Origin of the sequence: Paenimyroides viscosum (assembly GCF_003858535.1) — a bacterium.
Lineage (GTDB): Bacteria > Bacteroidota > Bacteroidia > Flavobacteriales > Flavobacteriaceae > Flavobacterium > Flavobacterium viscosum.
Genome location: NZ_RQTJ01000004.1, coordinates 123,761 through 139,384, shown reverse-complemented (window position 1 = coordinate 139,384; position 15,624 = coordinate 123,761). Strand labels below are relative to the sequence as shown.

Here is a 15,624-nt window from a genome sequence, read left to right as displayed (position 1 = left end):
ATTATTCTTTTGGACCTAATACGTTATTTATATATATTTCGGGATGCTTCATTTCATAAGCTGCTTTTTCTGATAGTTTAATGACGCTGTTTACATTTAATCCAATAAATAAAGATACAATTGCTAAACCAACAATTGGTGCAATAAGTGCAATTTTACCTGATAAAGAAAATGGAGCAAAATGATCTATTTCTTCTGTGATGTGCTTTGGAGATTCTTTCCAAAAAGCTTCTGCCCAAATACGAACAATTACAAAAACAGTTACAAAACTTGCAATAATAAGTGCTGCTAGTAAAAAGTAATTTTCTTGTTTAAATGTTTCTTGAAACAATAATATTTTTGGCCAAAAGCCTGATAAAGGTGGAATTCCTATTAAAGAAAACAACACTAAAGCTGTCACGAACGAAAACTTAGGATAATCTTTAAGTAAACTTCCTAAACGAGTGATATCAACTGTTTCGCGCATTTTCACTATTACACCAGAAATCATAAAAACATTACTTTTTACAATTACATCGTGAATTAAATAAAATACAATTGCCACAAAAGCTAATTCGGTATTTAAACCCAAACCTGCAATTAAATATCCAATGTGACACACGATAAGGTACGATAAAATTCGACGAATATTTCTTTTATTTATTGTTCCTAAAGCTCCGGTAATTAAGGTGAATATTGCTATTATAGAAAATAAGGTTAACGTAAAATAATCGGGTTGAAAAATTACGGTAAACACACGCAACATGGCATAAATACCCATTTTAGTTAATAAACCTCCGAAAATTGCAGCAATAGCCGATGGTGGTGTATGATAAGCCGATGGTAGCCAAAAATACAATGGAAATACAGCAGATTTAATACCAAAACCAACAAAGAATAGTAAAGATGTTACGGTTACCAGCCCTTTATTTTCTACTAAAGTAATTTTGTTTGCTATATCGGCAATGTTCAAAGTTCCGGTAATTCCGTATAAAACGGCAATTGCGGTAAGAAAAATAACAGAAGCCAACATGTTCATTGTAACATACTTAATTGCACCTTCCATCTGCATTTTTTTACCACCAACGGTTAACAATATAAATGAAGATATAATAACAACTTCAAACCAAACGTAGAGGTTAAAAATATCACCTGTAAGAAAGGCTCCTAAAAGTCCCATTATTAAAAAATGAAAAATAAAGAAGTATCCAAATTTAATTCTGCTCACATTTAAACTTGCTGCCGAATAAATACCCACAGCTAAAGATACCAATGCTGTTAAAAGTACCATAATAGCACTTAATGTATCTGATATAAAAGTAATACCAAAAGGTGCTTGCCACCCCCCCACTTGTAACGATAAATGACCGTGTGTTAAAGTCATTTCAAACAAACGTAAACATAGCAAAAACGCGATACTGTTACCTACAATACTAATTATTTTTTGTACAAGAACTTTTTGCCAAAAAAATAATAGTAAAATAGCAGTAAACATATGCATTAATATGGGTGCTAATATAAAGTTTGTTATCATATATCTAAATCTTGAATATTTAAAGAATCCAAATCATCGGATCCGGTAGTAGCGTACACTCTTTTCAATAAAACAATTGCAAATGCTGTAAGTGCAAAGCTTATTACAATTGCTGTAAGTATTAATGCTTGTGGCACGGGATCGGCATAAATTTCTATAAACTTACTGTTTTCAGGTTTAATGATTGGTGCTTTACCTTTTGTTAATCCGCCCATTAAAAAAATAAGAATATTAGCACCATTACCTAATAAAAGTAATCCCAAAAGTAACTTAACCATACTTCTGCGGAACATCATATAAACACCCGCAGAATAAAAAGCACCTACTAAAATAACTAATAATAATTCCATTTATACTTGTTCTGAAATTGAAAATAATATGGTTAAAACCACCCCAATTACTACCATGTATACACCTAAATCAAAAATTAAGGCTGAACCAAAAGCACCAATTACAACAACTGCATCTGCAAACCATACCACACTCATAAACGGATGCCCTAACAACGTAGGTAACATACCGCTTAAAAAGCATATCATTAACCCAGTTGGAATTAAGAAAAAAGGTTTTACACTAAACATTTTAAGCGTTTGTGTTGGGCTGTATGCAAATGAATGCAGTACAAAGGCAATAGATGCCACTAAGCCGCCAACAAATCCGCCGCCTGGCAAATAATGCCCGCGCATTAATAAAAAAACAGAGAACAAAATCAATAATGGTAACAAATAATTAGTAGATGTACGCAAAATTGTTGTGTCTAGCTTTTGTTTATTCCGATTTCTCTCCATCTTGTGTTTTATATTTTAAAATACTATAAACGCCAATTGCAGCAATACCTAAAACAATGGTTTCTATCATGGTATCAAATCCACGGTAATCAACCAAAATTACATTTACTACATTTTTTCCTTTTGCTAGAATATAAGCATTGTCGGCATAAAATTTACTAACACTTTTATCTGCAGGTGAAACCAAAGCTTGTAATGTAATTAATGCAATAAGTATCCCAAAACTTACCGATATAACACCATCTCTAAACTGAATTTTTTTATTGGTGAACTTTAAAAATGGTGGTAACTTAAACAAAACCAGTACAAATAATACAACTGTTAAGGTATCAATTGCAAACTGCGTCATGGCTAAATCGGGAGCACCATAAAATACAAATATCAAACAAATAGAATATCCTATAACGCCTAAAGCTGCTATTGATGTTAACCTTGAAGTTGTACTTGTAATAAAATAAATAGCTATAATGGTTATTACAAATACAATAAATTCGTAAATTCTAAAGGCCGATAAATCTTCTGTATTAACACGTAAAGGCACATCGGCAAACAATTTATAACCTATAATTCCAATAAAAAATATGATTATAAACATGATATAAACCCTTAAGTACCCATTGTGAAAAAAACGCGTATATCTAAAGGCGAACCAACGTATTCCTAATGCTATATTGGTTAGTAATGTTTGTGGTGCCACTTCATGTAGCCCTTTTAATCTGCCTTCGTTTTTATTTGATGGCTTAATTAAAAAATACAATATGATACCTGTTGCAATTGTTACCATACTTAATATTAGCACCAAATTAAAACCATGCCATAAAGAAAGATACATTTCTGTAGTTGATCCTATAACATTACGTGCTGCTGATTGAATTATGGTTTGATCTATAACCGAAGGAAAGAGCCCGAAAACTAAAGTCCCGGTGCTTAACAAAACAGGTGAAAGCCACAAGAAAACAGATGGTTTCTTGATCTTTTGAAATTCTTTAGGTAATTTACCGACAAACGGACGAATACCTGCTAAAAAGCCCGAAGCAGTTAAAAACACATTAGTTATTAAAGCAATTGTTGTTAATAAAATAAGTGTTTCTTGTGTCCAAATTGTATCTGTAGTTACTCCGTAAATTAATTCCTTACTTAAAAAACCAAAGGTTAATGGAATACCTGCACTTGATAATGCAGCAATAAAACCAGCAACTGCAACAATTGGCATTATTTTACCTAAACCTTTTAATATAGATAAGTCTCTTGTATGCGCTGCGTGATCTACAATTCCGGTTATTAAGAACAAGGTAGCTTTGTAAAGCGCATGTACTAAAATAAATGTACAAGCTGCGTATAGAGCTGTTTGCGTACCAATACCTAATAAAAAAACGATAATACCTAATGCAGATATGGTTGAGTATGCCAACACACTTTTCATATCTTTATAAAAAACACTTAACACAGCACCCATAAACATGGTAATTCCACCAACAATCATAAGGGTGTAATTCCAGACATCATCCCCCGATAAAATAGGTGTAAAACGTGCTAAAATATAAATACCTGCTTTTACCATGGTTGCAGAATGCAGATATGCCGATACCGGTGTAGGCGCTTTCATAGCTCCTGGTAACCAAAAATGGAAAGGAAATTGTGCCGATTTTGTAAAAGCACCTGCAAAAAGCAAGAAAATTATAATGTAATAATATTCATTATTTACTAATACATCAGGATATAAAAGAAGTTCGTTTAATGAAAAAGTTCCGGCAACAATACCAATTAAAGCAAACGATGCCAGCATTAAAAAACCACCTAAACTTGTAAGGCTTAAAGCCCAAAGCGCACTTTTTCTTGAATCTTCTTGTGTGGTGTTATAACCAATTAAGAAAAAAGAACTAATACTTGTAAGTTCCCAAAATACAAATAATGTTATTAAGTTATCAGACAAAACTACACCAAGCATTGCAGCCATAAACAAGGTTAAATAGCAATAAAACCTGTGTATGTTTTCGTCTCTTTTTAAATATTCCGAAGCATAAAAATAAATTAATGTACCAATACCGGTTATCATTAACGCAAAGAGCATAGATAACCCATCAATTTTAAAATCTAAAGATATACCTAAAGAGGGAATCCATTCGTTTCTAAAAATAATTGCAGTTGTACCTTTATGGATAGATGGCAGATAACTTAAAAGATATAAAAAAAATAAAAAAGGAATAACACATATAATTTTAAAAAACCTTAAAAACTTTTGTGGCTTTAAAAGCAACATCAAAAAGGCTAACAAAAAGGTTATAATAATGGGTAAAAGCATAATATGTGAAGTTTAGACCTTTCTCTATATAGTAGTTTATATGAATTTTTGTAAAAATAAGAAAAATAAATTATTTATTAAAGATTATATTTAACCAAAAGTCAAGAATTATAGAAGTTGCAAACCACCTAAATTAATAAAAGTGGTAAAATAAAAACAACAAACAACTCATACATAGTTATTTGTTGTTTTAACAAAAGATATTTATTTATTTTCTATAACCAATGAACTGGTTTTCCTTTTTTTCCAAAAAGCCAAGCAATAAAAACGGTGTCTTTACCATCTATTTTAAAAACTTTAAACTGTGGCGCAAATAAAATTGCTACCACGCCGCTTACAACAGGTATCCATAAGCCATTTAGCAATGTGTATTGTACAATAATAAAGCGTGCAGCCAAAAATATAAGAGCAAAGCACATAAATTGTATTATTAAAATTTTAGTTTGCTTATTCATTATAGTCTTTATTTTGAAATTTAGTTCTTTTACTGCCTTCGTACATTTCGTATTTCACTAAACGCGCTTCTAATTTACCGTTGAATAATTTAATTTTTCGCGACGGTTTAAGTCCAACAAATTTTAAAGCCTCAATGTTTCCTGTAATAAACCAAGAGTTAGTACCAGGATAGCTTTGCTTTAATGTATCGCCAATTTCACGGTAAAAACGTTCTAAATCAATATCTAAACGCTCCCCATAAGGCGGATTAAACACCATGTGCAACGGACCTTGTGTTTCTTTCTCGGTTTCAAAAAAGTTATGTTGTTCAACTTTAATGTACTCGTCTAGATTGGCATTTTTAGCATTGTCTTTTGCTTTTGATACTGCTGATGGAGCTTTATCATATCCATAAATATCATAATGAAAATCGACAATCTTTTTTAGTAAAGATTCTTCAACTTTTTCAAACAAATCGCCATCCCAATCTCTCCATTTCTCAAAAGCAAACTCTTTTCTATTGATATTTGGTGGAATGTTACACGCAATCATAGCGGCTTCAACCAAAAAAGTTCCCGAACCACACATAGGATCTAAAAAATTCGATTGCCCATTCCAACCACTTAAAATTAAAATTCCAGCAGCCAAAACTTCATTAATTGGCGCAATATTGGTTGCCGTTCTATATCCTCTGTGGTGTAACGATGCGCCCGATGTGTCTAAAGATACCGTACAAACATCTTGTTGAATGTGAATGTTTATTTTTAAATCAGGGAAATCTTTATCAACATTTGGTCTTTCACCTAGTTTTTTCTTAAACTGATCTACAATAGCATCCTTACTTTTTAAAGATACAAATTGTGAGTGATTAAAATGATCTGAAAAAATTGTAGCATCAATTAAAAAAGATTTATGCACACTTAAATACTCTGACCAATCTATACTTTGCACACCGTTATACAAACTTGTTTCGTTAAAAACCTTGAATGTTTTAATGGGTTTTAAAATTTTCAAAGCAGTTCGTAACGCAATGTTAGCCTTATACATAAAGCCTTGATCGCCATAAAAACTAACCATTCTTGTACCTTGTTCTACACGTTGTGCACCAAGATTTATTAATTCTTTTGCCAAAATTTCTTCAAAACCAAAGAAAGTTTTAGCTACCATTTTAAAGTTTTCCATATTGAATTCCTTTCCTTCGGGAACTATAAATTTATTTAATTCTACAAAAATAGCGTATTTTTGCGTTTCCAAAATTTCTAAAATGCAAGATTCTAAAAAAACGTACAGCAATAATTGGTTTAATACCCCATTTTATCATATTTTATACAAAGACCGTGATTATGCCGAAGCGCAGTTGTTTATTGATAATATTACTGAATATTTAAACCTACCCGAGAATGCTAAAGTACTAGATTTAGCTTGTGGTCGCGGCCGTCATTCTATTTATTTAAGTAAATTAGGATACAACGTTATAGGTGCAGATTTATCTAAAAACAGTATTGATTACGCAAAAGAATACGAAAATGATACGTTGCATTTTGAAGTTAAAGATATGCGCGAGCCTTTCGCCGAAAAATTTGATGCCGTTTTTAATTTATTTACAAGTTTTGGTTATTTTCAAGACAAAGAAGACAATTTATTGGCACTAAAAGCAATAAAAAACAGCTTAAACGATTATGGTTTTGCAGTTCTAGATTTTATGAACGTGCATAAAGTAATTCAAAATTTAGTTCCCGAAGAAACAAAAGAAGTAAACGGTATTGTCTTTCACATAAAACGCTGGGTTGAAGATGGCTATATTTTAAAAAATATTGTTTTTGAATTTGAAGACGACCATTTCGATTTTACAGAAAAAGTTAAAGCATTAACTCTTGAGGATTTTGAAAATTTAATGGATGAAGCCGGAATTTTTCTGTTAGATATTTTTGGCGATTATAAATTGCATAAATTTTACAAAAATGAATCGGATCGTTTAATAATGATTTTTAAATAATGGAAACATATTTATTACCATTTATAGCAGTTCTTTTAGGGTACTTTTTGGCGGTATTTTTAAAACCGGCTAAAAAACAAACCATAAAACTAATTTTAGCTTTTAGTGGATCCTTTCTACTAACCATGACGGTTTCGCACTTATTACCCGAAGTGTATGCATATGTTATAGAAGGAAATCATAGAGAAACAGTTGTCAATGTAGACCATGATCATACGCATGATTATTCACATTCGCACGAACACCATACCCACCATGCTTCCGTTGAAACAAACCAACATAATCACGACCACGGTGCCATGAAAGAAATTGGGTTGTTTATAATGTTAGGTATTGTTTTTCAAATAATTTTAGAATATTTTTCTAAAGGCGCAGAACATGGGCATGTACATATTCATGAAAAAATGAATTCACTGCCTTGGCTTTTATTTTGTAGTTTGTGTTTACATGCTTTATTTGAAGGGATGCCAGTAAGCCAACATACCCATTTAGCTTGGGCAATTGCCATACACCACTTCCCCATTGCAATTATTTTAACTTTATTCTTTTTACAAGCGCAGTTAAACAAAAAATTTATTTTTTTGTTTATGATTGTATTTGCGGTAATGACTCCGTTGGGAACATATTTATCTGCTAACCTAGCATTTTTAATAGATTATTATGTACCCATTTCTGCTTTTGTAATAGGTATATTATTTCATATTTCCTCGACAATTATTTTTGAAAGTAGCGAAGGTCATAAATTTAATTTAGCCAAATTATTAGCAATAATCATAGGAATAACGTTAGGTTATTTTGTGTAACTATTTAAAAGTATACATATTACAAAATAAAACCTCAATTTCTTGAGGTTTTATTTTGTAGCTAATAATTCATTAGCTTCTTGTAAAATTAAATCTATTCTTTTTTTATCGAATTTAAAGTGATCTAATAAAACAGGATTTTTAACCAATTCACGCACCAAAATACAGTTTTTAGACAATAAAATTTGTTCTTCCTCTTTTGTCAATGTTGTTAAACAAGTTATTGGATACAACCCTTGTTGATCGGTTAAATGCTTAATGCTTTTATCTTCTGGATAATTCCAACTAATTAAGTTAATATCATAACACTCAGCAAAAGCGATACTGTCTGTTGTAAAAAAAGCATTCGTTATTAAATAGCCTTTTTTAGGTTTAAATGACCGATTAAAAAAAGTAAAATTATTATCTTTTAAATCTATAAATCTCGATAAAAAGTACATTGGCGTAGTTACACTAATTTTAGCATCAATGTCATTCCTAAACTTACATTCACAGACTATATCTTCGTTTTTGTTAGAAATAATCACATCAACTTCGTGCGTTATGGTAGATTTCCCGGTTAATGTTTGGCTAGTAATGGTATCATAACCTTGAACTTCAAAAATTTTAGCTACCCATTTTTCAAAGAAAAATCCTTCGGGTCCTAAATCTTGTAATGCTCTTTTTAAGCTATAACGTGCCGCTACAGACGATTTTAAATTCTTTAATAAACCAAATGCTTTTTCATAAAGCTCTTTCGTAGATATTCCGTCGTAAATTTCTTTGCTAATAATTTTGCAAATATTATTGGCGTCTTCATTACTAGCACCAGAATTTACTAATGATCTATACAAGCTTTTTTCGTGGAAAGGAACAATTTCACCTGACTGTTTTTTTATTTGAACGCTCATTTAATAGTTATTTTTTTGATAAACGTTCGTGAACATATTCAATCTTTGTTTTTCCGTGCGCTTTAGGATTTCCCTCATTATCTAAATTAACCATTGTAATTTTATCTACGGTTATAATAGTTTCGTGGGTCATTTTATTTCGCACCTCGCAATGTAAAACTAAAGAAGTAGTACCAAACTTTACTACATCTAATCCAATTTCAACAATATCACCTTGTTTTGCTGATGCCATAAAGTTTATTTCGGACATAAATTTAGTAACTACATGCGAATTTTCTAGCTGAATAATACTATATAAAGCTGCTTCTTCATCTATCCAAGCTAATAATTTACCACCAAAAAGTGTTTTATTCGGATTAAGATCTTCTGGCTTAACCCATTTTCGTGTATGAAATCTCATTGTGTAATTTTTTTTTTAAAATAACACAAAATTGGTGAATTAGTCAAAAATCATTTTATAAAACATCAAAATAAAGTTTTTGTTCATATAAAATATTTCCATAATTATTCTTCAAAGTATTAAAACTTTCATTTTCTACAGAATTTGATGTAATGTCTTCTATGGTTTTATTTAAAAAATCTTTATAATAAAGTACAAAAATTTTATCAAAACCCTTAATATCAGCCATTGTTAATTTATATAGATCTTTCTGATGTTCTTCTGTCATTGTTTTAATTTCCACTTTTTGTGCAATTGCCGCAGATTTATAATCAGATAAAAGTTTTTGTAGTTTTGGAAGGTTTGTATTTAAATAATTTTTTAATTCAGGATTTGAACTTTTTTCATAACCTATTTTAAAAGCTTCAACCTGATATTCAATATTAGAAATTAGTTTGTTTGTAAAAACATCTTCCGGTTTAATCTGCTCCTTTTTAGTTGCAAAAGTTTTATTTTTTTTTTGATTTTCTGCAGGTTTATTACATCCAATTAGTAAAACACCAACAATTAATAGTAAATAATTTGTTTTCATAAAGTATATATATTTTTAATAAAAATACAATATTTTATTTTAAAACATAAACATACAGCAAATAAATTACAAAATAACAACAAACAAAACAAATAAAACCCTTTAAAAGTGACACAAAATCAACAATAGTTACTAAACGTTTAATTAAATAAAAAGGTTTATGGGCTTAATTGAAAATCTTAATTGTATATTTGCATCATAATTCTTGAGGAAAAATTTGACTGATTGCAACCTCTTTAAAAAAATGCTAAAGCAGAAAACTACTTTAGTAAAAGCTTGCAATTTAGTTACCTCATTTAACATTAAACTAAGTTATGGCATATTTTTTTACATCAGAATCTGTAAGTGAAGGACATCCAGATAAAATTGCAGATCAAATTTCAGACGCACTAATCGACAACTTTTTAGCTTTTGACGAAAATTCAAAGGTAGCTTGTGAAACTTTGGTTACTACAGGTCAGGTTATTTTGGCTGGCGAAGTAAAATCTAACACCTATTTAGATGTTCAACAAATTGCGCGTGATGTAATCAAAAAAATTGGTTACACAAAAAGCGAATATATGTTCGATGCTAATTCTTGTGGGATTTTATCAGCAATCCACGAACAGTCTGCAGATATTAATCAAGGTGTTGACAAAGCAAACAAAGAAGAACAAGGTGCAGGAGATCAAGGGATTATGTTTGGTTACGCTACTACCGAAACCGAAGATTACATGCCTTTGGCTTTAGATTTATCTCACAAATTATTACAGGAATTAGCCGAATTACGCAGAGAAAATAACGAAATTACTTATTTGCGTCCTGATGCAAAATCGCAAGTTACATTAGAATATGACGACGATAACAAACCAAAACGCGTTGTTACTATTGTATTATCAACCCAACACGACGATTTTGTTAAACCTGAAAACAATTCTGCCGAAGCTAAAAACAAAGCAGAAAAGGCAATGCAGGATCAAATTAAAAAAGACATTATTGCTATTTTAATTCCACGTTTATTAAAGAAATATCCTCAATATCAACCTTATTTTAACGAAGAAATAACCTATCATGTAAACCCAACAGGTGTATTCATTATTGGCGGACCGCATGGAGATACAGGTTTAACCGGAAGAAAAATTATTGTTGATACTTATGGCGGTAAAGGTGCGCACGGTGGTGGGGCTTTTTCTGGAAAAGACCCTAGTAAAGTTGACCGTTCGGCAGCTTATGCTGCTAGATACATTGCTAAAAATTTAGTTGCGGCAGGTGTTGCAGACGAATTGTTAGTTCAGGTTTCTTACGCTATTGGAATTGCAGAACCAATGGGTGTTTTTGTGAATACCTACGGAACAGCAAAAGTAAATTTAAACGATGGTGAAATTGCACATAAATTACAGCAATTGTTTGATTTACGTCCGTATCATATCGAACAAACCTTAAAATTAAGAAAACCAATTTACAGTGAAACCGCTGCCTACGGACACATGGGGCGTAAAAATGAGGTTGTTACAAAAGTTTTCAAAAATCCTAATGGTGAAGAAAAAGCAATTGAAGTTGAATTATTTACATGGGAAAAATTAGATAAGATTGATGCCGTAAAACAAGCTTTTAACTTATAAAGTACCCTATAAATTTTTAAGAAAGTCGTTTTTAATTTTTTTTTAAAACGACTTTTTTTATTTTTTAAATTTTGCTAATTATATTAATTTTTTAAATACTTTAGTCATAAAGTTGTATAAAGAAGAATTTATGATTGACAAGGTAATTGTTGGTAGTGAAGAATGGTGTTCTTTACCTAATTTAAAGGTTCCTGCTATAAAAGTTCGGGTAGATTCTGGTGCAAAAACTTCGGCATTGCATGCAGAACAAATTACTCCTTTTGATAAAAACGGAGAAACTTGGGTACGTTTTGTTATTCACCCAATTCAAAGAAATGTAAAAAGTACCATTTCATGTGAAGCAAAAGTAATAGATAAACGCATTGTAAAAAGCAGTACAGGTACACGCGAAAGTCGTTATGTTATTAATACCGAAATATCGCTTGGAGAAAAATCGTGGTTAATAGAATTAACATTAACAAATCGTGATTCAATGGGCTTTAGAATGCTTTTAGGTCGTGAAGCTATGACTGGGAAACTTATTGTAGATCCAGATGAACGTTTTAAATTTGGTGTTGTTACTCCGGAAAAAATCAAAGAATATTATAACACAAATAGCAATGATAAGCATGGCTTGCGCATTGGTGTTTTAGCTAGTAACCCTGAATTATATTCAAACAAAAGAATTATAGAAGCTGGTGAGCAACGTGGACATGAAATGCACTTTTTAAATATTAAGCATTGTTACATGAAATTAGATGCGCATCAGCCCGAAATTCATTACCGTGGCGGACGTATTTTAAACGATTTTGATGCAATCATCCCAAGAATTCGTCCAAGTATGACGTATTATGGCTGTTCACTTATCCGTCATTTTGAATCGTTAAAAGTATTTAGTTTAAACAATGCAACATCTATCACTCAATCTCGTGATAAATTGTATTCGCTACAAATGCTTTTAAACCATGGTGTTGATATACCCACAACAGGTTTTGCTAACTCACCTCTAGACACCAACGATTTAATAAACATGGTAGGCGGATCACCTTTAATTGTTAAATTGTTAGAGGGAACACAAGGAAAAGGTGTGGTTTTGGCTGAAACAAAAAAAGCTGCCGAATCTGTTATTAATGCGTTTAAAAGTGTTGGTGCAAATATATTGGTACAAGAATTTATTAAAGAAGCCAACGGAAAAGATTTGCGTTTGTTTGTAGTAGACGGAAAAGTGGTTGCAGCAATGCAGCGCGAAGCTTTACCAGGAGAATTTAGAGCAAATATTCATTTAGGCGGAAAGGCATCAATTGTAAAAGTAACAGCCGAAGAGAAAAAAATAGCCATTAAGGCAGCAAAAGCAATGAATTTAAAAGTTGCGGGTGTAGACATAATACGCTCAGCCAAAGGACCTTTGCTTTTAGAAGTGAATTCTTCTCCAGGATTAGAAGGTATTGAAGGTGCAACTGGCAAGGATATTGCAGGGGAAATGATTAAAGCCATAGAAAAGAGTTTTAAATGGCTTAACCTTTAATTAAAATCTAAATTTAAAAAAATGAAAAAGATTATTTATTTATTTACACTTGTATTAGTAACATTTACAGCAATGGCACAGAACAATAACAGTATTACACCACAAGTTAATGTTAACGGCGAAGGATCGGTTAAAATAAAACCCGATTATGCCGTGATAACAATGGGTGCCGAAATTAAGGATCTTGATTCGGCAAAGGCAAAAAAACAGAACGATGAAATTATTGCCAAAATGATTCAGGTAATCAAAAAAAGTACTATTGCCGAAAAAGATTATCAAACACAACGTGTAAATCTTTATAAAACTAGAGACTATCAGGATAAGAAAGATTATTTCGTAGCAAGTCAGACTATTACTATTACTTTGAGAAGTTTAGATAATTACGAAAAATTAATGGCTGATTTAATGGCTGCTGGTGCAAATACTATCAACGGTGTTGAATTTAAATCGACTCAAACAGAAAAAGTAGCAACAGAAATTAGAGCAAAAGCTGTTCTTAATGCAAAGAAAAAAGCCGAAGATTATGCAAGTGCTTTAAACCAAACAATCGGGAAAGCATTAATCATCAGCGATCAGTCTATGGTTAACAATCCACGCGTTTATATGATGAAGACAGCAATGGCTGACGAATCTGCAGGAATGGATCAAACATTAGCTGTGGGTGAAATCGAAATTTCAACGAACGTAAATGTGGTTTTTGAATTAAAATAATATATGAACCCATCAAAGGAATTATGGATTACTAAATTTTTTAATTTAAGTAATCCATCTTTTTTTATTAATCAAACCGAAGAAGAATTTTACGAAAACATTCGTAAAACAGGCTTTATATATGGTTTTACTACCAAATCTATTCAACCGGTTTTTAATTCGTTCGATCTTACGCATGAGGAGTATGCAAAGATTGTTTTGTTGGAAGCTTTGTACGGAACTTTTGTTCTAACAAAAAAAGAAATCGATTTTGAAGAATTTACCAAATACGCCGAGGATTTCTACAAAAAAATGGGCGAAGCTAAAACGGAATCGTACTTTTCTTTCATTAAATTTGAATCTAAAAAAGCTTTTGCATCGCTAGAAAAAATATTAAGTGAACGCACTACCCGATCATCAAATTATCTTGATAAAACATTTTCGCATCATCTATCGAATTTTTTAATTTTTACCGATGTTCTTTGTTTCAAACGATATTTACTGAACGAAACCGAAATTTTAATCTATTACAAGTATCTGGAACAAACTATTTCGCATTTGGTAATGATTAGTTTCAACCAAAAACAGAATGTTTCAAAATACGATGTGAAGCTGCAAGAAGTTTTAAGCAGTTCGCTAAAATATGCTTCGTTAAAAAACTTTGATACGCAACTTTCAACACTTGATCTGTGGAATATTAAAACGTTCTATGGCAAAGCTTACATTCATGATATTTCATTGATGGTTTTATGGAACGATGAAAAAATTGATCAAAAAGAGTTTAGATTCATTCTTCAACTACAAAATTTATTAGGTTTACAAAAAGATTTTACTAAAAGATCTTTAACCGATATGGTTTACTTTATTGATAATAACCGAAGCGAAATTCCGTATTTTCAATTTTCACATCCTTTAAAAAAGTTATACAAAAACACTAATAAAACGGTGGCACTGCTTATTAAACGAAATAAAAAAAGTTTAATTAAAGAATTAGAAAACAATAAAGTTTTAATGCAACTTGTTTTAAAAGCTACATATACAAACCTTACTACAAAAGAAAAAAAACAACTAAAAGATCAGTTTATAGAGTTAGGTAAAACAGTTCCGGCATTTACCATCTTTTTAATTCCGGGTGGTAGTTTACTGTTGCCAATTCTCATAAAATTGTTGCCAGAATTGATTCCAAATTCGTTTAATGAGAATAAATAAGTACCAATTGGTTTACTAATTTTCTTAAATTTGCTCAACTATAATATGTTTAGCGAGTGCGAAGATTTGTACTTTTTAGTTTATTTTTTTTGTTTTTTATTTCTTCATGTAAAAAGCAAGAGAATGTTTATGAACAAATTAAAACACACAAAAAAATTACCGATAGCAATTATAAAAGTTTTTCTCTCGAAGAAGTTTATTATTCGCTACTATATCACGTTCATTTTGCTAAAGATTATACTAAAATAAAAAACAGTATAGCTTATTATGAAAACTCTTCATTACATTTAAATGATTCATTAAATATTTATAGGGCTAACAATTTGCAGATATATCTTAATCAAGATTTTTCTGTTGAGAATTACAGATATAAACGCTTATTTAATGCCGCTACCTACTTTGAATACGAAAATAAGCCTTACGATGCTTATATGGCAAATTACCTTATTGCAGAGTATTATTTTAATTTACAACACTTTCATATAGCAGAAAATTTCGCTTATAAAGCCATTGATAACTTGGGTACTAACAATGATGAATATGTATTTGAAAAATGTTTAACCTTTATTTTATTAAGTACCATTCACCATAACCAAAAGAATTATGATGAAGCTTTTAATATTTTAAAGAACTATAAAATTTTATCGCGTCTTATTGATAAACAACTTATATCGCAGGAAAGAATAAACGTTCTAAAAAGCACATATACAAACAATTACGCTATAATAGGCAATAAAATTGGTAAAGTAAATTTGCAACAAACCATTGCCGATTTAAAATTAGCCTACAAATTAGCCAATCTTAAAAAAGAACAATCTAAAAACAAACAAAAAATAACAGCTTTACACAATTTAATTCATTTAAAATAGAAGCAAATGATTTAGATAGTTTAGATGTTTATTTGCAGCAATTTAAGAATAAA

16 protein-coding genes are annotated in these 15,624 nt (G+C 30.8%); 7 read left to right on the top strand and 9 right to left on the bottom strand.

Annotation, left to right across the window (positions count from 1 at the left end; translation table 11 throughout):
• Position 1: 1 nt before the first annotated feature.
• The 6 genes from EG242_RS03585 to EG242_RS03560 form a co-directional block, all read right to left on the bottom strand.
• The gene (locus EG242_RS03585) at positions 2 to 1,513 is read right to left on the bottom strand and encodes a proton-conducting transporter transmembrane domain-containing protein (protein ID WP_124898547.1); all 1,512 of its coding nucleotides are present in this window, start codon (positions 1,511 to 1,513) and stop codon (positions 2 to 4) included.
• Positions 1,510 to 1,863, bottom strand: coding sequence for a Na+/H+ antiporter subunit C (locus tag EG242_RS03580; RefSeq protein WP_124898546.1), 354 nt, complete (start codon positions 1,861 to 1,863; stop codon positions 1,510 to 1,512). The genes EG242_RS03585 and EG242_RS03580 overlap by 4 nt, the downstream gene beginning before the upstream one ends.
• Positions 1,864 to 2,301, bottom strand: a complete 438-nt coding sequence (locus EG242_RS03575) for an MnhB domain-containing protein (protein WP_124898545.1) — start codon at positions 2,299 to 2,301, stop codon at positions 1,864 to 1,866.
• On the bottom strand, positions 2,282 to 4,603 hold the full coding sequence (mbhE, locus tag EG242_RS03570) for a hydrogen gas-evolving membrane-bound hydrogenase subunit E (protein ID WP_124898544.1): 2,322 nt from the start codon (positions 4,601 to 4,603) through the stop codon (positions 2,282 to 2,284). The genes EG242_RS03575 and mbhE overlap by 20 nt, the downstream gene beginning before the upstream one ends.
• A gap of 215 nt (positions 4,604 to 4,818) precedes the next feature.
• Positions 4,819 to 5,058 (bottom strand): hypothetical protein, encoded by a 240-nt coding sequence (locus EG242_RS03565; protein ID WP_124898543.1) that lies wholly within the window; start codon positions 5,056 to 5,058, stop codon positions 4,819 to 4,821.
• On the bottom strand, positions 5,051 to 6,205 hold the full coding sequence (locus EG242_RS03560) for a THUMP domain-containing class I SAM-dependent RNA methyltransferase (protein ID WP_162497620.1): 1,155 nt from the start codon (positions 6,203 to 6,205) through the stop codon (positions 5,051 to 5,053). Before EG242_RS03560 ends, EG242_RS03565 begins: the two co-directional genes overlap by 8 nt.
• 97 nt (positions 6,206 to 6,302) lie before the next feature.
• On the opposite strand from EG242_RS03560, the gene EG242_RS03555 reads away from it, so the two are divergent.
• Both EG242_RS03555 and EG242_RS03550 read left to right on the top strand, forming a co-directional pair.
• Positions 6,303 to 7,034, top strand: a complete 732-nt coding sequence (locus EG242_RS03555; RefSeq protein ID WP_124898542.1) for an SAM-dependent methyltransferase — start codon at positions 6,303 to 6,305, stop codon at positions 7,032 to 7,034.
• Positions 7,034 to 7,837: a ZIP family metal transporter gene (locus EG242_RS03550; protein WP_124898541.1), complete on the top strand. Its 804-nt coding sequence runs from the start codon at positions 7,034 to 7,036 to the stop codon at positions 7,835 to 7,837. The genes EG242_RS03555 and EG242_RS03550 overlap by 1 nt, the downstream gene beginning before the upstream one ends.
• Before the next feature lie 50 nt (positions 7,838 to 7,887).
• Here EG242_RS03550 and EG242_RS03545 read toward each other — a convergent pair whose 3' ends face one another.
• The 3 genes from EG242_RS03545 to EG242_RS03535 are packed head-to-tail and all read right to left on the bottom strand — an operon-like array spanning position 7,888 to position 9,698.
• Positions 7,888 to 8,727, bottom strand: a complete 840-nt coding sequence (locus EG242_RS03545) for a restriction endonuclease (RefSeq protein WP_124898540.1) — start codon at positions 8,725 to 8,727, stop codon at positions 7,888 to 7,890.
• 7 nt (positions 8,728 to 8,734) lie between these two features.
• Positions 8,735 to 9,127, bottom strand: a complete 393-nt coding sequence (locus tag EG242_RS03540; protein ID WP_124898539.1) for an acyl-CoA thioesterase — start codon at positions 9,125 to 9,127, stop codon at positions 8,735 to 8,737.
• Between the two features lie 55 nt (positions 9,128 to 9,182).
• Positions 9,183 to 9,698, bottom strand: a complete 516-nt coding sequence (locus EG242_RS03535) for a DUF4142 domain-containing protein (RefSeq protein ID WP_124898538.1) — start codon at positions 9,696 to 9,698, stop codon at positions 9,183 to 9,185.
• 314 nt (positions 9,699 to 10,012) lie between these two features.
• On the opposite strand from EG242_RS03535, the gene metK reads away from it, so the two are divergent.
• The 5 genes from metK to EG242_RS03510 all read left to right on the top strand — a co-directional run bounded on the left by metK (position 10,013) and on the right by EG242_RS03510 (position 15,571).
• Complete coding sequence (gene metK / locus EG242_RS03530; protein WP_124898537.1) at positions 10,013 to 11,299, top strand: methionine adenosyltransferase; 1,287 nt, start codon at positions 10,013 to 10,015, stop codon at positions 11,297 to 11,299.
• Between the two features lie 130 nt (positions 11,300 to 11,429).
• Positions 11,430 to 12,803, top strand: coding sequence for a 30S ribosomal protein S6--L-glutamate ligase (rimK, locus tag EG242_RS03525; protein ID WP_124898536.1), 1,374 nt, complete (start codon positions 11,430 to 11,432; stop codon positions 12,801 to 12,803).
• 21 nt (positions 12,804 to 12,824) lie between these two features.
• The gene (locus EG242_RS03520; RefSeq protein ID WP_124898535.1) at positions 12,825 to 13,514 is read left to right on the top strand and encodes an SIMPL domain-containing protein; all 690 of its coding nucleotides are present in this window, start codon (positions 12,825 to 12,827) and stop codon (positions 13,512 to 13,514) included.
• 3 nt (positions 13,515 to 13,517) lie between these two features.
• Entirely contained in the window at positions 13,518 to 14,702 is a 1,185-nt protein-coding gene (locus EG242_RS03515; RefSeq protein ID WP_124898534.1) for an LETM1-related biofilm-associated protein, read from the top strand.
• A 323-nt stretch (positions 14,703 to 15,025) separates the two neighbouring features.
• Complete coding sequence (locus tag EG242_RS03510; RefSeq protein WP_124898533.1) at positions 15,026 to 15,571, top strand: hypothetical protein; 546 nt, start codon at positions 15,026 to 15,028, stop codon at positions 15,569 to 15,571.
• Positions 15,572 to 15,624: the final 53 nt, after the last annotated feature.